At 56.8% G+C, this 25711-nt stretch carries 26 protein-coding genes and 1 pseudogene; 17 read left to right on the forward strand and 10 right to left on the reverse strand.

All coding sequences use genetic code 11. The features are described from left to right. The first annotated feature begins 62 nt into the window (after positions 1–62). Positions 63–1223: an IS30 family transposase gene (locus tag B2J86_RS05720; RefSeq protein ID WP_173024929.1), complete on the forward strand. Its 1161-nt coding sequence runs from the start codon at positions 63–65 to the stop codon at positions 1221–1223. Between the two features lie 279 nt (positions 1224–1502). On the opposite strand, the pseudogene B2J86_RS18085 reads toward B2J86_RS05720, so the two are convergent. Both B2J86_RS18085 and B2J86_RS05725 read right to left on the reverse strand, forming a co-directional pair. Then, a pseudogene (locus tag B2J86_RS18085) lies at positions 1503–1655 on the reverse strand (IS110 family transposase); the annotation flags it as partial. 45 nt (positions 1656–1700) lie between these two features. Next, complete coding sequence (locus B2J86_RS05725) at positions 1701–2153, reverse strand: hypothetical protein (RefSeq protein WP_254067982.1); 453 nt, start codon at positions 2151–2153, stop codon at positions 1701–1703. 539 nt (positions 2154–2692) lie between these two features. Here B2J86_RS05725 and B2J86_RS05730 point away from each other — a divergent pair. From B2J86_RS05730 to B2J86_RS05740, 3 genes are read left to right on the forward strand one after another with little or no spacing between them, the layout of a single operon-like run. Further along, on the forward strand, positions 2693–3919 hold the full coding sequence (locus tag B2J86_RS05730) for a CaiB/BaiF CoA-transferase family protein (RefSeq protein WP_173024930.1): 1227 nt from the start codon (positions 2693–2695) through the stop codon (positions 3917–3919). Positions 3920–3928: 9 nt separating this feature from the next. Beyond that, entirely contained in the window at positions 3929–4912 is a 984-nt protein-coding gene (locus tag B2J86_RS05735) for a tripartite tricarboxylate transporter substrate binding protein (protein WP_169637912.1), read from the forward strand. Positions 4913–4952: 40 nt separating this feature from the next. Further along, positions 4953–5711 (forward strand): IclR family transcriptional regulator, encoded by a 759-nt coding sequence (locus B2J86_RS05740; RefSeq protein ID WP_173024931.1) that lies wholly within the window; start codon positions 4953–4955, stop codon positions 5709–5711. A gap of 101 nt (positions 5712–5812) precedes the next feature. Here B2J86_RS05740 and B2J86_RS05745 read toward each other — a convergent pair whose 3' ends face one another. The 3 genes from B2J86_RS05745 to B2J86_RS05755 all read right to left on the reverse strand — a co-directional run bounded on the left by B2J86_RS05745 (position 5813) and on the right by B2J86_RS05755 (position 6705). Further along, positions 5813–6028 carry a hypothetical protein gene (locus tag B2J86_RS05745; protein WP_169170624.1) on the reverse strand — a complete coding sequence of 72 codons (216 nt, stop codon included), beginning with the start codon at positions 6026–6028 and terminating at the stop codon, positions 5813–5815. Continuing rightward, positions 6025–6285, reverse strand: a complete 261-nt coding sequence (locus B2J86_RS05750) for a hypothetical protein (protein WP_173024932.1) — start codon at positions 6283–6285, stop codon at positions 6025–6027. Before B2J86_RS05750 ends, B2J86_RS05745 begins: the two co-directional genes overlap by 4 nt. 111 nt (positions 6286–6396) lie before the next feature. Continuing rightward, positions 6397–6705: a hypothetical protein gene (locus B2J86_RS05755; RefSeq protein WP_173024933.1), complete on the reverse strand. Its 309-nt coding sequence runs from the start codon at positions 6703–6705 to the stop codon at positions 6397–6399. 26 nt (positions 6706–6731) lie between these two features. Here B2J86_RS05755 and B2J86_RS05760 point away from each other — a divergent pair, with 26 nt between their 5' ends. From B2J86_RS05760 to B2J86_RS05770, 3 genes are all read left to right on the forward strand, one after another. Further along, on the forward strand, positions 6732–7682 hold the full coding sequence (locus B2J86_RS05760) for a DUF72 domain-containing protein (RefSeq protein ID WP_254067983.1): 951 nt from the start codon (positions 6732–6734) through the stop codon (positions 7680–7682). Positions 7683–7707: 25 nt separating this feature from the next. Beyond that, positions 7708–8199: a ribonuclease HI family protein gene (locus B2J86_RS05765; protein ID WP_173024934.1), complete on the forward strand. Its 492-nt coding sequence runs from the start codon at positions 7708–7710 to the stop codon at positions 8197–8199. 190 nt (positions 8200–8389) lie between these two features. After that, complete coding sequence (locus B2J86_RS05770) at positions 8390–8632, forward strand: LysR substrate-binding domain-containing protein (RefSeq protein ID WP_206043050.1); 243 nt, start codon at positions 8390–8392, stop codon at positions 8630–8632. 89 nt (positions 8633–8721) lie between these two features. On the opposite strand, the gene otnI is transcribed toward B2J86_RS05770, so the two are convergent. The 4 genes from otnI to B2J86_RS05790 all read right to left on the reverse strand — a co-directional run bounded on the left by otnI (position 8722) and on the right by B2J86_RS05790 (position 12843). Then, positions 8722–9531, reverse strand: a complete 810-nt coding sequence (gene otnI, locus B2J86_RS05775) for a 2-oxo-tetronate isomerase (protein ID WP_173024935.1) — start codon at positions 9529–9531, stop codon at positions 8722–8724. Positions 9532–9580: 49 nt separating this feature from the next. Beyond that, positions 9581–10282, reverse strand: a complete 702-nt coding sequence (locus B2J86_RS05780; RefSeq protein WP_254067984.1) for an aldolase — start codon at positions 10280–10282, stop codon at positions 9581–9583. Next, positions 10279–11544: a 3-oxo-tetronate kinase gene (gene otnK, locus B2J86_RS05785; RefSeq protein ID WP_173024936.1), complete on the reverse strand. Its 1266-nt coding sequence runs from the start codon at positions 11542–11544 to the stop codon at positions 10279–10281. Before otnK ends, B2J86_RS05780 begins: the two co-directional genes overlap by 4 nt. A gap of 279 nt (positions 11545–11823) precedes the next feature. Continuing rightward, positions 11824–12843 carry a 4-hydroxythreonine-4-phosphate dehydrogenase PdxA gene (locus B2J86_RS05790; protein ID WP_173024937.1) on the reverse strand — a complete coding sequence of 340 codons (1020 nt, stop codon included), beginning with the start codon at positions 12841–12843 and terminating at the stop codon, positions 11824–11826. Between the two features lie 78 nt (positions 12844–12921). On the opposite strand from B2J86_RS05790, the gene B2J86_RS05795 reads away from it, so the two are divergent. From B2J86_RS05795 to B2J86_RS05815, 5 genes are all read left to right on the forward strand, one after another. Continuing rightward, positions 12922–13890, forward strand: a complete 969-nt coding sequence (locus B2J86_RS05795) for a tripartite tricarboxylate transporter substrate binding protein (protein ID WP_169170612.1) — start codon at positions 12922–12924, stop codon at positions 13888–13890. Continuing rightward, positions 13890–14747, forward strand: a complete 858-nt coding sequence (locus tag B2J86_RS05800) for an NAD(P)-dependent oxidoreductase (protein WP_173024938.1) — start codon at positions 13890–13892, stop codon at positions 14745–14747. The genes B2J86_RS05795 and B2J86_RS05800 overlap by 1 nt, the downstream gene beginning before the upstream one ends. Beyond that, entirely contained in the window at positions 14722–15552 is an 831-nt protein-coding gene (locus B2J86_RS05805) for an amidohydrolase family protein (protein WP_169170614.1), read from the forward strand. The genes B2J86_RS05800 and B2J86_RS05805 overlap by 26 nt, the downstream gene beginning before the upstream one ends. 133 nt (positions 15553–15685) lie before the next feature. Further along, on the forward strand, positions 15686–16330 hold the full coding sequence (locus B2J86_RS05810) for an FCD domain-containing protein (RefSeq protein WP_173024939.1): 645 nt from the start codon (positions 15686–15688) through the stop codon (positions 16328–16330). A 422-nt stretch (positions 16331–16752) separates the two neighbouring features. Next, positions 16753–16959 (forward strand): dodecin, encoded by a 207-nt coding sequence (locus B2J86_RS05815; protein WP_173024940.1) that lies wholly within the window; start codon positions 16753–16755, stop codon positions 16957–16959. Between the two features lie 461 nt (positions 16960–17420). Here B2J86_RS05815 and B2J86_RS05820 read toward each other — a convergent pair whose 3' ends face one another. Beyond that, entirely contained in the window at positions 17421–18467 is a 1047-nt protein-coding gene (locus B2J86_RS05820) for a LacI family DNA-binding transcriptional regulator (protein WP_173024941.1), read from the reverse strand. 131 nt (positions 18468–18598) lie between these two features. Between B2J86_RS05820 and B2J86_RS05825 the strand changes: the two genes are divergently transcribed. From B2J86_RS05825 to B2J86_RS05845, 5 genes are all read left to right on the forward strand, one after another. After that, a complete protein-coding gene (locus tag B2J86_RS05825) occupies positions 18599–19594 on the forward strand; it encodes a tripartite tricarboxylate transporter substrate binding protein (protein WP_173024942.1) in 996 nt (331 codons plus the stop codon). A gap of 66 nt (positions 19595–19660) precedes the next feature. Further along, on the forward strand, positions 19661–21385 hold the full coding sequence (locus B2J86_RS05830; RefSeq protein ID WP_173024943.1) for an amidohydrolase family protein: 1725 nt from the start codon (positions 19661–19663) through the stop codon (positions 21383–21385). A gap of 75 nt (positions 21386–21460) precedes the next feature. After that, the gene (locus B2J86_RS05835; protein ID WP_216842305.1) at positions 21461–22153 is read left to right on the forward strand and encodes an SDR family NAD(P)-dependent oxidoreductase; all 693 of its coding nucleotides are present in this window, start codon (positions 21461–21463) and stop codon (positions 22151–22153) included. Positions 22154–22212: 59 nt separating this feature from the next. Continuing rightward, a complete protein-coding gene (locus B2J86_RS05840; RefSeq protein ID WP_173024945.1) occupies positions 22213–23139 on the forward strand; it encodes an EamA family transporter in 927 nt (308 codons plus the stop codon). A 293-nt stretch (positions 23140–23432) separates the two neighbouring features. Further along, complete coding sequence (locus B2J86_RS05845) at positions 23433–24875, forward strand: NAD-dependent succinate-semialdehyde dehydrogenase (protein WP_173024946.1); 1443 nt, start codon at positions 23433–23435, stop codon at positions 24873–24875. Positions 24876–25711 lie beyond the last annotated feature (836 nt).

Consider the following 25711-nt stretch of genomic DNA (forward strand, 5'->3'; position numbering starts at 1 on the left):
CGGCGGGTTCAACCGGTCGACGCAACACACTAAGAGCCGCTCAGGCCGAAGGAGTGTTGGACATGAAACAGCGACCGCGGATCTACTACTCGGACAGCCAGAAGGCGCTGATGTGGGCGCGCTGGAAGGAGGGCTGGACGTTGCATGAGATCGGTAAGATCTTCGACCGATCTCACTCGTCGATCCACAGGGTCATTGCGCAGACCGGTGGGATTCGCCCACCAGATCGCCGCCGTTCACGGCTCGCACTTACGCTGGCTGAGCGGGAAGAGATTTCACTCGGATTGGCGCTTGGCCAGTCGATCCGCTCTATCGCCGCCCAGATTGGCCGAGCGCCATCCACGGTCAGTCGTGAGATCGAACGCAACGGCGGGCGCATCGGTTATCGGGCCAGCTATGCCGACAGCGCTGCATGGGATCGCGCACATCGCCCGAAGCATTCCAAACTGACTCAGGATCGGGCCCTTGCGCGCATCGTGGCCGGCAAGCTGCGACTGCTGTGGTCACCCGAGCAGATCGCCGGCTGGCTCAAGCATACTTATCCATGCGACGAGAGCCAGCACGTGTCACACGAGACCATTTACCGCAGCCTGTTCATTCAAGCGCGCGGCGCCTTAAAGAAAGAGCTGCTGGCGCACCTGAGACGTACGCGTGGCATGCGGCGCTCTCGCCACTACACGCAGAAGACGGCAATCCATGGGCAGATCGTTGATGCCGTCTCGATTAGCGAGCGCCCAGCCTCTATCGAGGATCGTGCAGTGCCTGGGCACTGGGAAGGAGACTTGGTCTTCGGCAGCGCCAACAGCCAGATCGCGACGCTGGTCGAGCGCCAATCGCGATATGTGATGTTGGTGAAGCTGGAGGGCAAGGACTCGCAGACGGTCGTCGACGCGCTCATCAAGAATGCTCGCAAGTTGCCACAGGAGCTCTACAAATCACTGACTTGGGATCGAGGTACGGAAATGCATGGCCACAAGCGATTCACGATGGCCACTGATATCCAGGTCTACTTCTGTGATCCGCAAAGCCCTTGGCAGCGTGGAAGCAACGAGAACACGAATGGGCTGCTCAGGCAGTACATGCCGAAGGGCATTGACATCTCGGGGGACTCGCAGCTTCAGCTCAACGCGATCGCGAGACAATTGAACGAGAGGCCGCGCAAGACGCTTGGCTTCCAGACGCCCGCTGAGATGTTCAGCGAACTTGTTGCGTCGACCGGTTGAATCCGCCGCTGAACGGAGTCATTCGCAGTCGGCGGCATGAGGGGCTTCGGCGAGCAAGACCGGACATACCTATCTCAGCAGGTCAAACGACCGCTGTGCGATCGAGAGCTGCCCATGATGGCTATTCGCGGCTGGGGCTCATATCTCCGGGATGTACTCAAGGTACTGGCGATTCATCGGAATTTCCCAACCCGGTTTGACCGTCATTCCATCAATACGCTTTGTGCCGGCTCTCCTTCAAATCAGTGTTGTAGTCTGGTGGTGCGCCGCACTGACGGATCAGGCAGTCACGGTCTCAAGCGGATTCCATCGGGTCTTGTCGAAGGCCATGCCTCTAGCTAGAACGGCCCAGGCGGTGCGCGCCATCTTGTTGGCCAGCGCCACCACCACGACGTTGTAATGTCGCCGCTGCAGCAGGCGCTCAATCCAGTCAAATTTTCCGGACCGGGCAATCACGGGGCCTGGCGATGCGCATTTTCATGATCTGACGGCGCATGCTGTGCAGTGCCAAGCACGCCTGCTAACGCTCTGATTTGACAGGTACCGGCAAGACATGCGGTTGCTGCGCCGCGACCCAGATCGCCTGGCATTCATCGCATAGGTCTTGTCGTGTAGCAAGAAGGCTTTGACATGCTGGGCCGGCAACAAATTGACCTCGTGCCCCAATGAGCGGATCGTTGTGGCCCAGTAATGCGCTGACCCGCATGCATCCATCGCCACGAGGCTGGGTTGGCACTTGGCAAAGAATTCCGTGAGCTTGGCTCGCTTGATCTGGAGCCGCTGACTCTCGCCAGACTGCACATCGACGATATGCAGCTGGAACACAGACTTCGCCAAGTCCAGCCCAAAGATGGGTAGATTCACAATCGATTGCATGGTGGCCTCCAGACACACCCAGCCATTGGCCATCGGAACATAGATGATGTCCATGGCCCATACGTGATTGGCGCGGTCGATGGCGAGCTCGCGCAGCAGGTACGGCTAACTCAGGTCCGAATCCTTTACACAAAAATTCGGACACCCTCGCTTTCCAGGCAATCTTCGCCGCGGCCTGGCCGATTCGGCGTTGGCAGACCGAGCACTGGCCGCGCTGGCAAGGTGGGACAAGCATGTGTCAGCAGATCCAACCTTTGCGCGACGCCTGGGTGTAGGTCATCCACAACCGGGCTTGGTAGAAGGAGCACGGGGAACCCGAGCGAGGGAACCTGATTGCTACATCCACAAGGCACATCAGCGCGGCACTCCAAGTTCCACGCGACCCGTTGCTTGGCTAGGGGCCTCAGAACTGTAATGCAGGCGCGGGCGCCTGCCGTCGGCGTCATCAGATGCATCTCTAAGCCTGCCGTCGACTCAAGCACGTGCTCCGCGGGTTCGTTTGAATCCAAGGGTTTCCACCGATCTTGATACCAACCAATGCGTTTAATCTCATCTGTCGAGAGTAATCTAACTTTTATCTCACTGGATGATCAATGAATAAGTGCTTAAACGGCCTCGTGGTGGTGGATATGACCCGAGTGCTGGCCGGTCCGCTAGCCGGTCAGATGCTGGGGGACATGGGGGCGGAGGTGATCAAGATCGAACGCCCGGTCAACGGTGACGACTCGCGCATGTTTGGTCCGCCGTTCCTCAAGGACGAGAACGGCCAAGACACCTCGCAATCTCCGATGTACTTGAGTGCGAACCGCAACAAAAAATCTATCACGCTCGATTTTTCAGTGCCGGCAGGCAAGGAGCTGCTTCTCAAGATCATTGCGCAAGCCGATGTTCTGATTGAGAACTACAAGGTTGACGATCTTCAAAGGTATGGCCTTGACTATGCGAGTCTGCGCACCTCCTTTCCACGCCTGATCTACTGCTCCATCACCGGATATGGCCAGACAGGACCGTACAGAAAAAGGCCGGGATACGACTCAGTGTTTCAAGCTGAGAGCGGCATCATGAGCGTGACCGGACACCCCGACGGACAAGCTGGCGGCGGACCCATGAAAGTGGGCCCAAGCATTGCAGACATCATCACGGGGTTGTATGCCTCCAACGCGATCACGGCTGCGTTATACCGCCGAGATCAGAATCAGGGCAGCGGCGAATACATCGACATCTCGTTGCTCGAATCGATGGTTTGCGGGCTTGGCCATTTCGCAACCCAGTATCTCGTCACCGGAACGGCGCCCAAGAGAATGGGCTCCCAGGGAAATGGTGGCGTGCCCGCACAAGTGTTCGATTGCACCGATGGCGCCGTCATGATGACTGCCGGCAACCAAGGCCAATACATCAGTTTCTGCAAAGCCATTCACCGCGAAGACCTGATCAGTAACGAGAAATTCACAACCAATACGCTGCGCGTGAAGAACAGGGTCGAACTGTCCACCATCCTGAGCTTAGAACTGCAGTCCTGGAAATCTCAAGATCTTATCGAGGCATTGCACCGCTTCAACGTGCCGGCAGGTCGCATCAATAGTTTACCGGAAGTTTTTCTGGATCCGCATATCCAGCAGCGTCAGATTGTGCAAGAAGTCCAGCACCCGGCTTACGGCGCTATCAAGCTGGTTAAAAACCCAATCAATTTCACGCAATCGCAGGCAGAACCTGATAGAGCCCCGCCCATGCTAGGAGAGCATACAGAAGAAATTTTAAAACGATTCCTGAACATAGACGCGTCACAAATGCAAGAACTTAGAGCCAATCAAATTATTTAGGACAAAACCATGAAATTTATCAAACCCACAATCTGCGCAAGTTTGACCTTGGCTGTATCGATGATGGTTCACGCCACCGATTCTAAACAATGGCCTGCTAAGAGTATCAACTTGGTAATCGGCTTCTCGGCTGGAGGCCCCACCGATACAGCCGCAAGAATTTTGGCGCGTGAAATGAGCAAGGATCTGGGACAGCCAGTCGTGGTGGATAATCGGCCTGGCGCCTCGGGAACGGTTGCTGAGAAATACTTTGTGAACCAGTCTGCAGATGGCTATAACCTGATGATGCTGGTTGTCCCCACAGTATTTAAGCGCATTTTTGACAAAGAACACCTGTCCCTCAACGAGCAGATTGATCCGGTGGCGCGTGTGTACTCGCACCACAATGTTCTGGTGGTCAACCCGAATTACCCCGGCATGAAAGATGTCAAGAACACCAAGGATTTGATCGAGTTCGCCAAAAATAACAAGCACGGAGTGTCATTTACCAGCGCTGGCAGCGGCAGTATTGGGCATCTTGCAGGTCAGCAGATGGCTTACATGGCCAAAATTGATCTGCAACACATTTCATACAAAGGTGCGGCGCCCGCCTTAAACGATACGCTGAGCGGCCACCTCCCCATGATGTTTGGTGACTACACGACGCTGCTGCAACATATCGAAACGGGTAAGATCAGGGCGATTGCCGTGGCTTCATCCGAGCGGCTTCCCAAGCTGGAAAGCACGCCTACTTTGATGGAACAAGGCTTTGAAGGCCTCACGGCTGTGCCTTGGGGCGGCATTGTGGTGAAGGCTGGAACCGATGAGAAAATCAAGAAGAAGATTCAGGATTCGCTGAAAAAAATACTTTCCGACAAAGAGGTGCAGGCCAAAATCAGCGACGCAGGCTTGCTTGTCAACTTTGCGCCAGCCAATACCTGGAAAGAGCAAATCAATAAAGACTTCAAGTATTGGAAAAATGTCGTTGATGCCAACGGTATTAGAGCGGAATAACTGAATGTAAAAGGAATAATTTTCTTTGGAAGTAAATAATATGGCTGCAGCTCAAAGCGTCACCCGTGCACTAAAATTACTGAAGATAATAATGGCGCGCGCCGATTCAGGCGTGCGTTTCAGTGAATTGGTGAAACTATCGGAGCTTGACAAATCCACGGCCCACAGAATTTTGGAAGCCTTGGAGCGAGAGTCCCTGATTTACAAAAGCGAAGGGACTGCAGCCTATTACCCACTGGTGGCCAGCCACCTGGAAAACAAGAACAAAAAGATCAAGATCGTCTTCGCCGAGGTGATACGCGCATTGGCAGAGGTGACCGGCGACACGGTGTTGCTGATGAGCCGCGATGGCGACTACGCCGAATGCCTGGAACGGCAAAGCGGCGACTACCCCGTCAAAGCCTTGACCACCGAAATCGGACAAAGGCGCCTGCTCGGGATCGGCAGTGGCGGCCTGTCCATCCTGGCCAAGCTCGACGACGATGAGATCCGTGGGTTTGTGCAGCGCAACCTGCATGAGCCAGCCCTCGCAGCCATCGGTGAGGAGAGCTTCTGGGAGGAAATACGCGCCTGCCGCAAGCTCGGGTACGCGTTGGTCGGCGACCGGATTACCTCTGGCACACGCAGCATCGGCGTAAATTTCATGCGCCAGGGCCATGACGTGTCGCTGTGCGTGGTGGCCGTCAACTCGCGCATGGAAGAGAATAGGTTGCCCTGGCTACAAGAGAAGATCCTGCTCACCGTCAAGCCGCTGGAAGAGCCGCTGCAGGTCAAAGGTCTCGCCGCAGCACTGAACTGAAGCTCAGGCCTGCAACGCGTGGCACGCATGGGCATCAATGCGTCAACGGCCGCAGCATCCAAGGTTCTGCGACCCGAGAACTGGACCCTTATCTTTGACGTTCAGAATGGTGCAGGCGACGCCACCAACTGCACCGGCCCCGGCCCCGCATAGATCACTTCGCCCGTGTGCTTCACGGCGACGCGCCAGGTCTCGCCTTGCTGCGTGATCGCATAGGCCTGCGGCTCGAGCGGCAGCAAGGTCTGTTTCGGAAACCCGCCCTCACCCTTGCGCGCGGGCGTGCGCAGCAAAGTCGGGTAGTTCCAGCGCGCGGTCATGGCGCGGCCTCGACGCGGACCGGCCCGGCGCCGCGGTACATCAACGTTGTGCCGTGGAGCATCACGACCCAGTCGTCACCCTCCTGCGTGACGGTGTAGTCGCTCACCTGACCGCCCAGCGGCATGCGCCCCTCGCGTCCGGGAATAGTGCATGGCCAGATCAGCACCGAGGGCGTGGCCTGCGGGCTGTGAAAACCCGCGCACACCAGCTGCGCCGGCTGGTCCAGGATGAGCTGCTCGGTGCGCGTGCCCTGCACGGGCGTCGCCTCGGGGTGCTCCTTGCGGATCGCCTCTTCGGACGCGCTGTAGTGTCTCGCGCTACCGGCCCGCCGGGGATTGGACGCGCCAGCGGCAGCAAATCTCGACCCTCATGGCAGCCCCACGTCAAAGTACGCGCTGCGCGGCTCGGCGAGGCCCCGAAACCCGGCCTGCCGGGCTGCGACGCTGGCCTTGCCCCAGGCCTTGAGCAGCGTGAGGTCACCCGGCAAGAGCTGCCGGGGCGCGGATGCCTCGAGGCTTGCCATCGTGTCCAGGGCCGCGGCCACCTGCTCGGGGCCTCCCAGTTGCCTCTCGAGTTCCTGGGCGTAGCGCGCCTCGGCGGCGGTGCGCTGCGTGGCGGGGAGCGGTTCCGGATAGTCACGCAGCGTGACCGTGTAGGTGCATTCGATGGTTTGCATGGTGCTTCTCCTGCAATGAAGGCTGTATGAATATACAGTCTTTTGAGGGCGCGCGCAGCGACAATGCAGGCAAGGAAGCAGCCATGGCGTTGCTGGTCGGAACGGCATCCTGGACGGACAAGACGCTGCTCGAGTGCGGCAGGTTCTATCCCGCAAGCGCCAGGTCGCCCGAGGCGCGGCTGCGCTTCTATGCCTCGCAGTTCAACCTGGTCGAGGTCGACACCAGCTACTACGCGATTCCCGCCGTCGCCACGACCCAGCACTGGGCCGAACGCACGCCGCCAGGGTTTGTGTTCAATGTGAAAGCGTTCAGCCTCTTCACCGGGCAGTGGACCAGCACGGACGTGCTGCCCAGGGACATCCGGCAGGCGCTGGGCGCGGGCCGCAGGCTGGTCTACAAGGACCTGGACGAAGAAATCAGGGCAGAGCTGTGGCAGAGGTTCGCGGCGTGTCTGGCGCCGCTGCAGGCCGACGGAAAGCTCGGCCTCGTGCACTTCCAGTTCTCGCCCAAGGTGTCGAGACACCCAGCGGCCCTCGCGCACCTCGAGCAGTGCGCAGAACGCCTGCCGGGCCACACGCTGAGCATCGAGTTCCGCCACCTGAGCTGCTGGGAGAGCGCGGAGGCCACCGCAGAGACCCTCGCGATGCAGCGCGCGCTTGCCGTAGTGCACATCATTGTCGATGGACCGCAGGGCTCAGCGCACAGCGTGCCGTGCATCTGGCGGGCCACGCACCCCGAGCACACGCTGCTGCGCCTGCACGGGCGCAATGCGCAGGCCTACGCGACGCCCGCCAGGACGGCGGCCGAGCGGTTCGACTATGCGTACACGGCGGGCGAGTTGCAGGCCCTGGCCCAGCGCTTTGGGCCGATGGCGCGGTCGGTCAAGCACGCGCACGCGGTGTTCAACAACTGCATGGAAGACAAGGCGCAGGGCAATGCGATGGCCTTTCGTGCGCTGCTGGCGGGGCGAGCGTGAGGGCGTAATGGACACTCGAGCGGGCATGGCCGTTTCAGCACCCGGGACCGAGGCTCCGGCGCTGTCGGCCGACATCGCACATGCACCCTGGCTTGTTTACTGTGACGGCAGCGCCGTGCCGAATCCTGGTCGCATCGGCCTTGGCGCTGTGTTCACCGAGCCCAATGAAACGCGCCACACCCTGTCGCAAGCCGCGCAGGAGAAGGGCTGTAACAATGAGGCGGAGCTCAGAGCGCTGCTGGCGGCGCTTCACGAACTGAAATTGCGTGGGGCGGACGCACTGCTCATCCACTGCGACAGCAGTGTCGTGGTTGAACAGGTCGGCAGCGGCACAGCAAAGCCGATTGCCCGGCTGGCCCCGTTGATTGATCAAGCGCGAGCACTGCTCCATTCGTTCGACCAGGCCACCCTGGTGTGGATACCGCGCCATCGCAACACAGAAGCTGATGCACTCGCCCGTGCTGCGCTGGGGATGGCCGAAAGGCGCGTTGCCAAAATAGCCGGGAAGCGGCGGTAGTCCCAGGCAGGCTGAGGCTACAGTCGGCGCAAAACGGCGGGTGAAATTACCGGAACGGTGGTCCGGTTCAGGCTGGCAGCTGCCGCTCAGTTTCGGCGCTTCAATGACAACTACCACCGTTTCCGGTCATTAACCCATCCATGGGTCGTATGTCCGATGGGGGCTGGTTATCAGCCATTCAGCCGCGCTCGTGTGGGGGACCAACGATGGCAGCGCCGCCACCCACTGGGCCCTGCAAGGCCACGGTGTGCTCATGCGCTCCGAATGGGATGTGGCATCCCACTTGGCTTCGGGGCGGTTGCGGCGCGTGCTGTGCGGCTGGGCATTGCCGGCTGCCGATGTGACACTGGTGTACCCGACCAAGAGTGACCTGTCTGCCAAGACGCGGGCACTGGCGGATTTCTTGCGGGAGTCGTTTGCGCAGGAGATGTGACTGCGGCTTTCTCGTGTGTGGGCTAAAAATGAAGCAAGTTTTTCTCGGTACGCACTGGCGGGCAAGAAAAATAGGGAGTAATGAGCCGCTCAGGTTGCTCTTTTTAGCCAACCCAAACCCGCCGAAGTACCACCGGGGACGCTACCGCGTGCCGGACGGTATTCGCAGCCAATCCAACCTTGCCAGCCGAATTCTGTGGAGATTTCGTCGATCACCTCGAAAAGGTATGCATAGTTCATCTCACCAACATCGGGCTCATGGCGTTGTGGCACGCCAGCGATCTGAAAATGCCCAACCCGTCCTGTGGGAAGGTATTCGCGAATCTTCATGGCCACGTCGCCCTCAACCACTTGGCAATGGTAGAGGTCGAACTGAACCTTCACGTTGCTGGCGCCGATTTTTTCGATCAGCTGATGGGCATGGTCCTGCCGATTTAAAAAATAAGCCGGCATGTCGCGGAGGTTGATCGGCTCGAGCAGCAGATCCACTCCTGCTCGCGCTGCCTCGCCTGCCGCCCAGCGGAGGTTCGCCACGTATGTGGACTCAACCGTTGATCGATCTTTTCCGGTAGGCAGTAGGCCGGCCATCACGTGGATGCGTTTGCAGGCCAGGGATTCGGCGTAACGTAGAGCCGTCTCGATGCCTTCCCGGAACTCGGCCTCCCGGCCGGGCAAGCATGCCAGCCCCCGCTCTCCAGCCTCCCAGTCGCCTGGCTTTGCGTTGAACAGGACCTGCTCCATCCCTAAGTCCTGCAATCGAGCAGCAATCTCCGTGGCCGGGTGGGCATAGGGAAACAGATATTCAACCCCCCGAAAACCGTCTTTTGCCGCTGCTTCGAAGCGGTCCAGGAAGTTCAACTCCGGATAAAGCATGGACAGGTTGGCGGCAAATTGAGGCATGGCTTGAATTTCGCAAGGAATGAAAGGAGGCGGCCACTGCGCGAGCCACCTACCATCGGGCGTGGAAAGTCCGCCTCAATTCTTCGATCTGAGGCTCGGTCAGTGCGCAAGGCTTGGGTGAGGTGGCGCCCAGCCAGAGCTTCGCGGTCTCCTCCAGCTCTTCCAGTACCGCCATGGCTGACGCTGGGGAGTCCTGCCAAACGTTGGGACCGAGACGCTCAAGCATCACCGCCCGAATCGGCCGGCCGGAGGTTCCATATCGTCCTATGGCTTCCGCCACCGCATCGGCGGCCGCAACTGCGCCAGGCCGGTGATAAGGGATGAGCGGAACGTGTCCGACCTTCATGACGAAGTAAGGTGTGATCGCCGGCAGCAGCTCTTCATGCGATGCAACCGCCTCCTGCAGACTCAACGCCACGCAATGCGTGCTGTGGGTGTGCAACACACATCGGGTCATGGGATCGAAAGGCGCTGCGGCCTGATAAATGCGCGAATGCAATGCCAATGTCTTGCTGGCTCGTTCTCCGCTTGTCTGCCGGCCCTGCAGGTCGACAAACGCCAGTTCGGCTGGATCGAGAAAACCCAAGCAAGCATCCGTAGGGGTAATCAGGAAACCATCATCGAGCTTCACGCTGATATTTCCGGCTGTCGCGTGGACATATCCACGCTCGAAGAGGCTGCGGCCGACCCGGCAGATTTCTTCTCGGGCGCGGGATTCGGTGAGGGAAGTCATGCCGGCAAATCGCGTCATGCGTCCACTAGCGCGAAGGCCTTGGTGAAGAATTCTTCACCGCCGAAGTTGCCGGATTTCAAGGCGATGTGCATGCCGTCTGGAGCGCCGTCACAGTAGGCATGGCACCATGGCACGCCGGGATCGATTTGCGTGCCGATCTGCATCTGCATGACTCCTAGCTCTTGGACGCAGGCGCCCGAGGTCTCGCCTCCGGCCACGACGAGTTGCCGGACACCGCGTTCGACCAAGCCGCGCGCGATGGCCGCCATCGCATGCTCGATAAGCGCGCCCCCCTGTTCCACACCTAGCTTCGCCTGAACAGCCTTTACCGCGCCGGCTTCGGCGGTCGAGTACACCAGGACGGGTCCGTCCTTCAGCAGCGGCTCTGCCCAGGCAAGCACATCACCGACGACATCTTCACCCGCCGCTAGCCGCAGCGGATCGACACCGACGGCTGGCCGTCCAGTCTTGGCGAACGCGAGGGTCTGCCGCTGGGTGGCAAGCGAACAGCTTCCAGAAACTACCGCTTGGAAGCCACCTGCTGCTGGCAAGCTGGACGCTTTTTCGGAGGGTGAGATACCGAAATTCGCTGTTAGCCCACTTGCCAGGCCTGAACCTGCTGTAACCAATGGGATATCGTGAAATGCAGGAGCCATGCGCGCAAGGTCGGCATTTGAAATTGCATCGACGATGGCAATGCCAACGCCTTCAGCGCGAAGTTGTGCGATTCGCGCTCGGATTGCGCCCTCGCCCTCGGCAACGACACGGTAATCGATGAGGCCGACCTTCCTGCTGCACTGCGCCTGCAACACCCGTACCAAATTAGGGTCCGTCATCGGCGTCAAAGGATGGTCGCGCATGCTGCTTTCGTGCAACAACACATCGCCTACGAAAAGGTGGCCTTTGAAAACGGTGCGCTGATTGTCTGGGAAAGCGGGAGTGGCTATGGTGAAGTCGGTTCCGAGCGCATCCATCAGCGCCTCGGTCACTTGGCCAATGTTTCCGTCCGGCGTGCTATCGAAAGTTGAGCAATACTTAAAATAAACCTGTCGCGCGCCCTGAGACCGCAGCCAGTCGGCCGCGTTAAGGGTATCTCGTACAGCGTCTGTTACCGGTACGGTACGAGACTTGAGACTGACCACGACTGCATCCACGTCGACGGTTAGCCGCATCGGGGGAACACCCATGGTCAGCATCACGCGCATCCCACCACGGACCAAGTTGTTCGCGAGGTCGGTTGCGCCCGTGAAATCGTCAGCAATACATCCGAGCAATGGCATTTAACGTCCTGTCGTACTTCTCAAGTTCAGTGATTTCTCGACCGCTGCGGGGGAGGGCGCGTGCCCAATTTTTTGGACCAGCCACCGTGTCGACCCGAGGCGTGATGCTTCCTTCGGTGCTCGACGGATCGCCCATCAACTGACAGTAGGTTCGACCGCGCGTTCGCTGTATGCAGTTGATCCCGCGGCCGAGCCCTGTCTTTTGTCAGCCTTTACCCACCGTAGGCGCGTTCAAGCGCCCGCTGTGCGAATCGAGTCTTTCAACAACAGCGAGCGAATTCACGCTGCTTGAAGACGCTTGTCACGGGTCGATGCACCCATGCGCGCAGAAGTGAGCAGCGCATTCTTCATGGCACCGTCTCCAGCGATACCCTGGCCAACTATGTCGTAGGCGGTGCCATGCGCAGGGGTCGTGATCGGCATGGGCAGGCCGTAGTGCACGGTGATGCCATGGCCGAAGCTCAGCAGCTTCATGGCGATTTGGCCCTGGTCGTGGTACATGGTCAGCACGCCGTCGTAACCACCGCCGTTTTCCTTCTTCACCGCGCGCACGAAAGTCGTGTCGGCCGGGAACGGACCATCGGCCTTGAAGCCACGGGAAGCTGCGAGCTGGACGCCGGGCTCGATGACCTCGATTTCATCGCGACCGAATGCCCCGCCGTCGCCGTTGTGTGGATTGAGTCCGCAAACTGCGATGCGCGGGTTAACGAACCCGGCTGCCTGAAGCCCTTGGTTCAGGAGACCAATGTTGTGGGCGATACGTTCAGGCGTCAGCAAGCTGCTGACCATCTTGTGGGGAACGTGGGAGGTGACACGCGATGTCCACAGCTTGTCGTTGACGTTGAACTCTACGCACGGACCCTTGTAGTTGAGCACTTCACAAAAATAGTGCATTTCGTCCGGGTGCGTGGAACCTCCGGCGCGCATCGCGGCCTTGTTGAGCGGTGCGATGCAGATCGAATCCGCGATCCCGTCCTGACACAGGTGAAGTGCTTTAGCCAAGCCGTCGAGCATGAACCGGCCGCTCTTCGCGTTGGCGACGCTCAACTCGAAGCCGCTGTCATTGGCATGCTCCCACTGGAGCAGTTGGGGCCGGTCCGATGCGACGGGGACGAGGTCAGCATCCTTAACTTCGGTATGGACGCCTGCGACGCGCATGCCTTCTTCTAGGACAGAACGGCTTCCGATAATCAGCAGCTTGCAGGCGTTGTGCACCTGTGGATCTGCCAGCACTTTGGCGACGATTTCTGGGCCGATGCCAGACGGATCGCCAATGAACAGTGCGACGGTGGGCTTCATAAAAACTCCTTGTGGAAACAGCTTGACAGTTTATGCGCATTGTCGACAATCAGCAATACATAAAACCTGGAGACATACATGAATAAGGTTCGCCGTGCTCTGACTTTTTCGCTGTTGGCGATGGGTGCAACAAAGGTAAGTGCTCAGGCAGCGCCGAGCAAACCGGTCCGTCTGATCGTGGGTTTTGCTGCCGGAGGGGGAACCGATTTCGTCGCGCGTGTACTTGCCGAAGGACTGACCCGACGCTGGGGACAATCTGTTGTGGTAGACAACCGTACCGGTGCAAGCGGCATGCTGGCTGCGGACGCAGTAGCTAAGGCGGCCCCTGATGGACTCACGCTTTTGTTGTCACCGCAGACATCGATAGCGGTTGCGCCGCACATGTACGCCAAGCCACCATACGACCCTCTGAAGGATTTGACGCCAATTACCAACGTCGCGGCTTCGCCGCTGGTGTTGGTGGCTCATCCGTCGTTCCCGGCGAACAACTTTGCGGAATTCGTGGCTTACGTGCGCGCCAATCCAGGGAAAGTCAGCTACGCGTCGGGTGGTATAGGGTCATCGCCTCACATGACGTCTGAGTTGTTGAACGCGCGTCTGAACCTCAAGGCCGTCCACGTTCCCTACCGCGGGGAAACCCCTGCGCTTACCGATGTCATGGGCAACCAGGTCGACGTGCTGTTCGCCAACATTCCGTCAGGGATGCCACATGTTCGCAGTGGAAAACTCAAGGCATTGGTTACGACCGGTGCGGCGCGTTCGCGCCTTGCTCCCGACGTAGGAACCATAGTGGAATCGGGTGAGGGCAATATCGTCACCACAACGTGGAATGCGCTTTATGGCCCCGCAAAAATGTCGCCCGACCTAACCCAGAAAATCTACAACGACGTGGCAGAAGTGTTCAAGGATGCAGCCACGCGCGAGCGTGTGCAGGCCTCGGGCAACGACTTCGTGCTGGATACGCCGCAGGACTTTAGCGTCTACCTGCGCTCGGAAGTCAAGCGCTGGGGAGAGGTGATAAAAGCGGGCAACATCCGAGCCGAATGATGGAGCGCGCATACCACACACCCCGTGCGACGCTCGGGTACAACAGAATTTTGGTGACCGGTGCGGCTGGAGCAATCGGTAAGCTGGTTCGAAAGTGTCTCAAGGGACGCGTGCCACACCTGCGGCTCACTGATATTGCTCCCATTGATACACCGGATGAGGGAGAAGAATTTTGGCCGTGCGATCTGACTGACGCTGTCGGTATCGAGCGCGCCATGAAGGAAGTGGATGCGGTCATTCACCTGGGAGCGAGTCTGAACGTTGACAATTGGCAGCAGACGCTAAACGTGAATATCGGCGGCACTTACAACGTCTTTGATGCCGCAAGGCGGCTCGGGACGAAACGGGTGATTTATGCAAGCTCCCACCATGCTGTTGGGATGTATCCAGTGACCCAACGGATCGGGGTAGAGGATCCGCTGAGGCCCGACAGTTTGTATGGTTTGAGTAAATGCTTTGGTGAAAACCTGGCACGTTACTACTGGGACAAGTTTGCGGTCGAAACGGTCTGTTTGCGCATCGGTTCAGCCCGGCCCAAGCCGATGGAACGTCGGGAATATGTGACGTGGCTCAGCGAGCCAGACTTCGAACGGCTGCTGTTGGCATCGCTTACGGCCTCGGCTGTGGGCTGCAGCGTCATCTATGGCGTGTCAAAAAATGGCGACGTTTGGTGGGACAACAGCGACGCATCTCACATTGGCTTCGAACCGGTTGATATGGCCGAGGCACCGGACGGCGGCATACCCGAGACACCGGACTATCCGCTCCAGGGAGGAAAACGCGCGGCACATGGTTTGGTCAGCAATAGCGCACACCTAGGCAATAAAGTCGATGAGCACAACAAACTTTCGTTTTGACCTTTCCGCTTGGCCACATCCGCCATGCGACACGCACTCGCACATCTATCCGGATGGCGTAAACAGCCCTGGTCATCCCTCTCTTGCAGAGTACCTCAGGGTGATTGGCACGCTCGGGGTGGGGCGCCATGTAGTAGTACACGCCAAAGCCCTGCGTCATGATCAGCGATGCACCCTGGACGTCGTGCAAAGCATCGGGCTGGAACGAGCGCGCGCCGTGGTCTGGGAAGAGGCCAGCTGGAATGACAACGACCTGGAGCGACTTCACAGCGCTGGTGTACGCGGCATACGTACGCTGTACGCTGCGGGTGTTCCAGTAGATGTAGCGGCACTACAAAGCACGGCTGCAAAGATCGCGCCTCATGGTTGGCACCTGCTTGTCCAAGCAGAAAGTTTCGCCTGGCCTGGCTGCGTCGATGCGCTGCTTGCTCTGCCCTGTCCGGTCGTGGTGGATCATATCGGCCGATTGGGACCCGACATTGGGCTGGACAGTCTCGAATTCCAGTCACTGGTTCGTTTCGTGCGCGAAGGCGGTTGGATCAAGTTCGCCGCCCCATACTATGGGACCCGACACGGTGCTGCCGACTTCGGAGAGCTTGCCCCGCGGCTTCGCGCCTTCCTCGATGCAGGCAGCTCAAGGGTAATTTGGGGCCTGAACTGGCCCCACCTCAATCTTTCCGACAGGCCGGATGAACACGCCACACTAGAATCGCTGTTGCAGGTGTTAGATTCCGAGTCCCTTGCCCGCGCGGTACTGGCAGAGAATGCAGCCCGGCTCTACGGTTTCAGTGCAACGTCCGTTTAAAGGTGGTTGCAGAGACAGCTAAAGCAGGCAAACTCCCCCGAAGATGACTACTGGTACAAAGCCAACCTTTACGCTCCCGATTCAGTCTCCATCCGATGAGAATTCGGCTCTGGATTTGGTACGCTCGACGTCCTTGGCTACGGCCATCCAGGAAAAGATCGAGCGCATGATCCTTGAAGGGGATCTTGCCCCAGGTCAGCGCCTCAACGAGTTTGCATTGGCCAAGGAGATTGGGGTTAGCCGTAGCCCTGTCCGCGAGGCATGCCGCAAGCTTGAGCAGGCCGGCATGGTAGAAATCATCAATAACCGCGGCATCTTTGTGCGGCAAGTGGATCTCAAGCAAGCACTTGATATTTATGAAATTCGCGGGGCGCTCGCCGAGTTGTCAGGTCAGCTACTAGCGAGAAACGCAACTGCTGCAGACACAGAAGAGTTGCAAAAACGAATTGCCCAGATGGAGGTCAGCGCTAGCGTAGGCGACACCACGTCGTACTACCGGCAAAACCTCGAGTTTCACCGCCGACTCGTTGAATTTACGCGTAACCCGCGTCTTGCAGACATGTTCCTTGCCACTGACAAAGAACTGCACTTGTATCGGCAGAGGAGCTTGGTCCAGTCGTCCGGGATGGAGGTATCCAACAATGAGCACCGAGCTATCGTTGAAAGTGCCAACGCTCATGATGAGGTCGCGACCGCTGCTGCATTTAAGGCACATATATTGAACGGTCGCCAGCGGGCGATCAGCGCGGTTACCCGAGAGGGTTCTGTTTCGGAATAGACCAGGTACTGAGTTCTGTGTTGAGCCACCAGACGTTGATAATTTTGGGAATGCGGACATAAATCTGACCACGCATCAACTCTAGCCTGCTGCTTTTTTAAGCAGCAGGAAACAAGGAGTGATAGACGTGGCAACACTGAGTGTCGGCAGATGCTGGGCCTTGCGCGACCAACTGTCCATCCGCGTGATGCCCTGCCGCACACACCCATCTCAACACCATCACAAAGTACCTGCGTGCAGATACGACCGAGCCGCGCTACCGCAGGTGGACCAGGTGGCGACGGCCGCTTTTGATGATGCAGCAGCCATTTCTGGCATAGCTTCCCACTAACTGCAGTGAGTCGAATGCGGCCATACTGTGTTTGCCGCTCGTCCTCGTTCCAAGGTCGGGCTGCCCAATTTGCCGACTGTCAGGAGGTGCCATGTCCAAGCACGTATACAAGATCCTGGAGCTCACGGGCTCCTCACCTTCCGGCATAGAAGATGCCGTCAACACGGCCATTGCCAAAGCCAGCGAGACCGTCCGCAATATGCAGTGGTTCGAGGTGCTGGAAACGCGCGGCCATATCCACGAGGGCAAGGTCGCCCACTGGCAGGTAACAGTAAAGGTTGGATTCACCCTCGAGTAAGGGATGGACGAGGTCGTAAGCTGCGGTGAGTTCATCGTGGGACCCTTCTGGCTGGAAATTTTCGAGCAAATCCAGATCTGGGGCTGGTTCCGACCAGGAGTCTTCCGGTGAGGCAGGGAGGGGAGTGTCGGTTTTAGGCTGATCTGAGTCACTCGTTGTTGAGGCTTTGAACGACGGCTGCGGCCGACACCGGTCACTCGATGGATGGCACTTCGAACAACTGCTCCGTCTTCGTGACCAGACACCAGGCTAGCAATGGGTGTTCATGGTGCGCAAGCAATTGATCGCTGCGCAGGGATGAGTGCAGCTGCCAGGCGCCAAATGGGCATCGCGTTGATCGAAATTGGCCGTGTGCAAGAACCGCTCTGGCGCGAATCGGCGTTGCAGCCCGCTTCGAGAAATGAAAGCCACAGCTACGACTTCATCGAAGTCTGCGCAGAAGACTGCAGGATGTTCTTAGTTCACTCTGGATCAATCAGAGGCCGGCAGGTTGCTCGCACCCGCAACTCAACATCAAGGGAATAAGTGTCTGCTGTCATTTCTTCACCCAGGCATTTCAACAGGTAGTGGCCCGTCTTGAACCCCATCTCGCGGATCGGAAGATGGATGGTTGTCAGGGGCGGGTGTACATATGCAGAAAAATCATTGTCATTGAAGCTGATGATGGAAAGATCTTTTCCGGGACATTTGTTTCGAAGGTGAAGTCCGTTCATTGCACCCAGTGCGAGATAGTCGCTGGCACAAACAATGGCCGTGACTTCGGTCTGCCGATCGAGTATTTCGTTGATGGCCTTACGACCTTGTTCAAAGCCGTGTTCGGTGTAGATACACGCCTTAGGAAGTATTTCAATGCCCAAGTCGTTAGCGGCATCCTCAAGGCCCTCGAATCGCATGCGTGAGCGAAATCTCGTGGGACCGCCGATGTAGCCCCAGATCACCCCGATCTTGCGGTGGCCAAGTTCTGACAAGTGTTCAATCGCGATCCTGCCGTTTTTTGCTTCGTCTAACCCTATGAAATTTCCACCATGTCTAGGGTCGCTCCACATGTGCGCATGCGGGACCCGGTAGCGTGAGAGGATGTCTTTTGTTTCCGGACTGTCTTCAAACCCCAGCAGTGCAATGGCATCGACCCCGCGGGCCAGCATGGCCCTGAGCGCGGAAAATTCCGTGATCCCATCTGCCTCCGAGGCCGATAACAAAAGTGTGTAACCCTTGTTTGTGAGCATGCTTTCGAGGCCTTCCACCAACTGTGAGAAGTTGGAACTACCGAACTTCAGCACCACAGCGCCAATCGTCTTGCTTCTTCGCATAGCCAGAGTACGGGCTGCTCCATTGGCAACATAGCCCAAGGTGTTGACCGCCTGCATCACCCGGTTCCGTGTCTCCTCGCTGATCATTTCTGGCCGACTGAGTGCGCGCGACACCGTGCCAGTCGACACCTGCGCCATGGCCGCCACATCCGCGAGTGAGGGCGGGTGGGTAGCCGATGCCTGGAAAGATTTCTTCATAGCGGATGATGACACACTCAAAAAACTAGTGGTAAACACCTAATCATATCCTGCACAATCCAAATACCATATCGTGCAAGCGCTTGCATTGACTTTTATCAATGCGCTAGATACCTACTTCTGGAGAAAAAATGGCTCAAAAAATTGCAAGAAGATCGTACATGTTGCTTGGAACAGTAGCCCTGGTTTTCGGCAGCCAGTCGATATGGGCCAATGAAGTCTGGCCGCAGCCTGGGAAGGCAGTACGCATTGTCGTCCCGTTCCCTGCAGGCTCTGGATCCGACGTGAATGCACGGCTTTTGGCCAAACTGATCAGCGACGAACTCAAAGGGCATCCAGTTGTTGTCGATAATAAACCTGGTGCATCAACCATTATCGGGGCACAAGACGTCGCCAAATCACCTGCCGACGGACATACACTCCTCTACACCATTGTCGTAACCCATACCCAAAATCCGCATCTCTACGCTAAGCTTCCATATGATGCGAAAAACGATTTCACCCCGTTGACACAGGTTATGAGATCCGCGACGGTCTTGATTGCGAATCCCAATGCGCCATTCAATAATTTGAAGGAACTCGTAGCATATGCGAAAAACAATCCTGGAAAAATTGATTATGCTACTTACTCTCCGGGTTCAACTTCGCATTTGAATGCAGAAATACTGCAAATGCGTACCGGTACCAAGATGCTTCATGTCCCATATAAAGGTACTGCGGATGCTACGCGCGGACTTGTTGCTGGAGATGTCCAAATTTACTTTGATGGAACCGCAAGCGCAGTAGCGCTCATCAAGGCTGGCAGAGCTAAGGGCATTGGAGCCGCCACCGCCGAGCGAGTGCCTGTGCTGCCCAATCTCCCAACCATCCAGGAGCAGGGAGTGGACGGCATCAACATCATGGGCTGGCAAGGTGTCTTTGGGCCAGGAAAAATGTCGCCATCGCTCACGCAGAGAATCAGCTCTCTCATCAGCAAGGTTTCACGCTCTAAAGAAATGCTTGCGCTGATTGAAAACCAAGGAAATGAACCTTCGGGAGCTGCTGCGGAAGAATTTTCCAAAATCGTCTCCGGCGACAGTGCGAAATGGGGCGAGGTTATCAAGGCAAGTGGTATTCGCCTGGAATAGTGGCTGACGCATTCTGAGAAATATTTTTAATTAAGTGGTAACGCCAGTTTATGCAGGGTGAGAAATATGTTTGATACGGTCATTCGTGGTGGTCTTGTGGTGGATGGTACAGGGCAGCCAGCATTTGAAGGTGATGTAGGCATTGTCGACGGAAAGATTTCGGCTGTTGGCGGTAAGTTAGGTGCTGGAAAGTTGGAAATCGATGCAAACGGGGCACTTGTCACCCCGGGATGGGTGGATGTACATACCCATTTTGATGGGCAGGCCACCTGGGATCCTTACTTGAGCCCCTCTACGGATCATGGCGTGACAAGTGTCGTTATGGGTAATTGTGGGGTGGGGTTTGCACCCGTCAAACCGGATAAACGTGAGTGGCTTATAGGTGTGATGGAAGGGGTCGAGGATATTCCCGGGACTGTTTTGTCGGAAGGCATCCGCTGGGATTGGGAAACTTTTCCAGAGTATCTGGATGCGCTCGCTCGCATGCCCCGCGCCCTGGATATTGGTGCTCAGATTCCGCATTCTGCTGTGCGTACCTATGTCATGGGCGAGCGCGGCATCACCCACGATGAAGCAACGCCTGAAGATATCAAGTCGATGATCCAGGTGGTCAAAGAGGGCCTTGCAGCAGGTGCCTTGGGATTTTCAACATCTCGCACTTTTATCCATAAATACGAAACACGAAAGTTCCCTCCGGGTACCTTCGCGACACCTGATGAAATTCTTGGGATAGCCAGGGCCATCAAGGAAGCGGGGCATGGTGTCTTTCAAATGACATCCAATCATTACCAGATGGAGACGGAGTTTCCGTGGCTGAAGCAGATCGCGATAGATAACAAATTGCCTGTGGCTTTTGCTCTGGTTCAGACCGATCAGACGAGGGAAAACTGGAAAAACTTGCTTCTTGAGCTGGATAAGGCACATCAGGAAGGCGTCCCAATCTATGGTGCGGTTGGAGCGCGTCCCGCAGGCATCCTTATGGCTTGGCAAGGATCCATTCATCCATTTATGGCCCACGACGCGTGGAAAAAGATGGTCCACCTGCCTTGGGATGAAAAACTACAGCGTCTGCGTGATCCACAGGTTCGCAGGGAGTTGACCGACATGAAGGCGCTGATGGCCTCGGCGGAATTTGATTCGCGCCTGGCCTACTTGACCCAGAGTTTTCAGAAAATGTACTCGCTTGGCGCGAACCCGGACTACGAACCGCCGCAAGAGCTGAGCATCGAATCGATATCCAAGCGCGACGGGCGCAGTCCACTGGAAATTGCATATGACATGCTCATGGAGCAGGATGGAAAGGGAATTATATATTTCCCAAGCTTCAACTATGCTTATAACGATCTCAGCCAACTGCATACACAGCTGCTGCACCCGCAAACCATGATGAGCCTGGCGGATGGCGGAGCGCATTGCGGTTATATCTGTGATGTGAGCGTGCCGACATTCTTGCTGACGCACTGGGCACGTGACCGTTCGCGTGGGCCTAAATTACCATTGGAGCATATCGTCAGGAAGCAAACAATGGATACCGCAAATATCTATGGACTTAAAGACCGGGGTCAACTGAAGCCCGGCTACCTGGCAGATGTGAATATTATTGATTTTGATAAATTGAGATTGCCTCCGCCATATGTCGCCTTTGATTTGCCAGCAGGCGGAAGGCGTTTGAATCAGACGGCAGAAGGTTATGTTGCCACTTTGAAATCCGGCAAAATCATCATGAAGCATGGTCAAGCGACTGGCGAACTGCCCGGCGGATTGATACGAGGTCCACAGTGCCATTTTTAATTATTTTACGTGGATAGTTTTTAAATCGCTTGCACCTGACGATGGTTTTTAATTCAAATAATGGGGAAGAAAATGATGAGCAATGGTTCAAAAGTCGCTATCGTGACAGGTGCAAGCGGAGCATTGGGCGCTGTGGTGGTGCAGAAGTTGATTGCCATGGGCTTCAATGTGGCAGCATTGGATTTCATGCAAGATCAACGCAACCCTAATCTTGAGGACTTCAATCCCCGCTTGTTAAATATCCACGCAGACGTTACCGATATTTCTAGCTGCCGCAATGCTTGCGATCAAACCTTGCGCCAATTCGGAAGAATTGATGTACTGTGCAATATTGCGGGCGGATTCCGTATGGGCTCATCGCTGTCCAGTGATGCACTGCAGCAGTGGGAACTTTTGATGGAGGTGAATGCAGGTGCTGTTTTTAAGATGGTTCATTGTGTCGCACCCCACCTGCTTAAAAACGGAGGCGGAAGCATCGTGAATGTGGGTGCCCAATCAGCGCTTTCCGGAAAGGAAAATATGGCTGCTTATTGCGCATCGAAAAGTGCCGTCATTAGGCTCACTGAATCTTTTGCGGCGGAGTTTAAATCTCAAGGTGTCCGTGTCAATTGTATTCTTCCGAATATTATTGATACACCAGCCAATCGTGAATCTATGCAAGGTGCGGAATTTTCTGCGTGGACTTCGCCAGAGCGGATTGCTGACGCCGTAGCTTTTCTCGTCTCTGAGCAATCATTGGCAGTGAATGGCGCAAGCATTGCGGTATGAATTATTTCAGCGATTAGCGTTTAACAAAGAGATTTTTAAAACAATCTCTAAAAATATCCATGCATTTGAATAGATCAGCTGATTTCGGATCGAGAGATTTTCTTGCGGCCCTGGCGGTAGTGGTGATATGGGGATTGAACTTTGTAGCAATGAAGCACTCGCTGAATGAATTTACGCCATTTCAGCTGGGCTTTTTTCGTTACATTTTTGCGGTTTTGCCGCTGCTGCTGTTCATTCCCAAGCCGAACTTGTCATGGCGCTGGCTGGTCCCTGCAGGTCTTGCGCAATTAGGGCAATTTGCTTTTTTGTTCGTTGCTCTGCAAGTGGGTATGACTGCGGCACTCGCATCGGTGCTGATGCAGACCCAGGTGTTTTTCACCACGATTATGGGATTTTTCTTGCTAAACGAGTCGGTAAGTAAGCCTATGCGCATTGGCTTGGCCGTTGCTGCCATGGGACTTCTTTGCTTTGTAATGAATTTCTCCGGACAAGGGATCGCCGGTGGTATTACTTTGTTAGGGTTGCTGCTCAATCTTGTCGCGGCGGTAATGTGGTCAGCTTCGAACATCATTGCACGCAAAGCCCAGGCGGTAAGTTCACATTATGATGCTTTGCAATTTGTAGTATGGATGTCGTTGATTCCAATTGTTCCTTTCGGCTTGCTGGCATGGTTTTTTGAGCCGGAGTCGGTGCGCTGGCAGTGGTTGTCCGCTAGCGGTGGCGCTTGGTTGGGAATTGCCTATCTGGGCTGGTTTGCTACCATCGCGGCCTATGCATTGTGGACATGGCTGCTGAAACGCCACAGCGCCAACAAGGTCGCACCCTTCAGTTTGGGTGTACCCGTGATTGGTTTGGCTGCAGGCATGCTTTTTCTGAATGAGACTGTACTGGCTTGGCAGTGGGCTGGTAGCGTTTTCATCGTGGCAGCACTGTTTATCGTGATGTTGGGCCCGCGTATCGCTAAAGCTTTCGCTAAAAGCGGCTAACCAAACTGAAACTACTGAGCTCAACGGTGTAATTTCATGGATGAAATCAACGTGGTCAGCACGTGATTTCGATAAGCTGCCGAGCACTGCGCGGGTGTTGGTGGAAAAATTAATTTCCGAGCTTGGACTTGGCTGATTGGTAATGCCTTGATATTTAAATCATGCCCGCTCTTGGGGCAATCCATAGAATTTCTATGTCTACCTGGTGTGGAGGCTAAGCACGAAGCGCCTCAGGGAACGGAATAGATTTTCGAGTCGAAGTTCACTCATCTATTTTTTTGAAGATTATTTTCATGAGTTTTCATTACGTCAATACGCGCCTCCTAATTAACAACGAGTGGCAGGACGCTGCCGATGGCCGCACTCTTGCAGTGACCAATCCGGCGACTGGCCAGGAAATCGGCCGTGTGGCGCACGCCAGCGTGACAGACTTGGACAAGGCCCTGGCGGCGACGCAAAAAGGTTTTGAGATCTGGCGTGCCACGTCGGTCGTGGAGCGCCAGAGAGTCATGCGCGAGGCTGCCGGTCTGCTGCGCGCGCGCGCGGACGAGATTGCCAGACTCATGACGCTGGAGCAGGGCAAGCCGCTCGCCGAAGCACGGGGTGAAATCATGAGCTGTGCAGCCATGACCGAGTGGTTCGCGGACGAGGGCCGACGCGTCCATGGCCGCATCGTTCCCGGCTCGAATACGGCCAGCCATCAGATGGTTCTCAAGCAGCCGATCGGACCCGTCGCTGCGTTCACGCCGTGGAACTTTCCCATCAATCAGATTGCGCGCAAGATCGGGCCGGCGCTCGCCACCGGCTGCTCGTTCCTGTGCAAGGCGCCTGAAGAAACGCCGGCATCTCCGGCCGCCTTCCTGCAGTGCTTTGTCGACGCAGGCCTGCCGCCGGGCGTGGTAGGACTGGTGTATGGCGATCCCGCCGAGATTTCAGACTACGTGATCGCCCACCCGGTGATCCGCTTCGTGACGTTTACCGGCTCCACGGCCGTGGGCAAGCACCTCTCGGCCAAGGCCGGTGCGCACATGAAGAAAGTGGTGATGGAACTCGGTGGCCACGCGCCGGTAATCGTCGCCGAGGACGCCGATGTGGAGGTCGCGGTGAAAGCCATTGCTGCCGCCAAGTACCGCAATGCGGGCCAAGTCTGTATCGCACCGACGCGCTTTCTGGTGCATGAGTCCCTGGCCAAGGACTTCCAAACGGCCTATGTCGCCTTCTCGGAAGGTTTGAAGGTGGGCGACGGGCTGAACGTTGATACGAAGGTCGGACCGCTGGTCAACGAGCGCCGCCTGCAAGCCATGGAAACCATCATGGCCGACATTGAGGCCAAGGGAGGGGAGGTCGTAACGGGGGGGCATCGAATCGGTGATGTCGGCAATTTCTTTGCGCCTACGCTGGTGGTCAACCCGTCCATGGATTCGATGCTGTTCAACGAGGAGCCATTTGGTCCGATTGCCGGCCTGCGCACGTTCCGTCAGCTTGACGAAGCCATTGTCGAAGCCAATCGCTTGAACTATGGCTTGTCGGCTTATGCTTTCACCCGCTCCTTCAAAAACGTGCAGACGCTGGCTGAACGCGTCGAAACTGGCATGCTGTGGGTCAATCAGCCCGCTGCACCCACTGGGGATCTACCGTTCGGCGGCGTCAAGGACTCGGGCCTGGGCAGCGAAGGCGGTCATGAGGCGCTTGAAGAGCACCTGATCAGCAAGGTTGTGGCGGTGACCGGGATTTGACGACCTTCCTTCAGTGAAGTTGCCCCGTATTCCCAGCCCCGTCCTAGTTGCAATAAAGCGCTTGGTCTGTCCGCGGAGCTGTGGCTTCTACTCTGACGCGTATGTACCGAAGAGGCACTTTGTTGATTGACGGTTTACGGCACTGCGCGCCTTTAAGATTTGCCCGATGGCTGACCGCCTCAGGCTGGCTGCCGCCATCCAGTCTTGGCGCAGCGATGGCCGCTGCCGCCACTACCGGTCACTGAACATCTTGCGGTCTGAGCGTCCGCTGCACTGCCAGGACCGGCCGTCCTGCAGAGCGCTCTCTTGGGGCGACCAAGGGCGAGGCACCACGCCGGACAAGGCAGCTCTCATAGATTGCGAACTGGCGGTGTTGCCCCGTTGCAGTCCTTCGCACTTTTCTGCTGAGAACAATGCAGGGCGGATTCGGTCTTACGCCAAAGCAATCTAGTCCAATCCGCCTTCCGGTTCTGTCCGTAACCCCAGAATGGACCAAGATAAATGTGTAGGGAATGCCAGAACATCGATATACGATTAGCACGCTGGACAATCAGGCCAAGCAAGGCTGCAAGCGGCTTTGGGGAGGATTAGATGCCCGGTTTATCGAAAAATTTTGGCTACTCTGTAGATTGAGTTAGGGCTCATCAAGGGCGTCTGCAGCGTGCGCCCCAATTTCACATAGCGCTGAACCACTGCGTGACTCAACCGAATGGAGGAAGTATGGTTCGCGAAACCCTTTTCAGACTCGCTGTCGTGGCAGGGTTGGTAGTTCCGGCCGCCACGTTCTTGTCTTCCTCAGCCTCGGCCCAAAGCGCGAGCGACCTCGTGGGGACGTG

This window comes from Acidovorax sp. SRB_14, from assembly GCF_012932145.1.
In the GTDB taxonomy this organism is placed as follows: domain Bacteria; phylum Pseudomonadota; class Gammaproteobacteria; order Burkholderiales; family Burkholderiaceae_C; genus Simplicispira.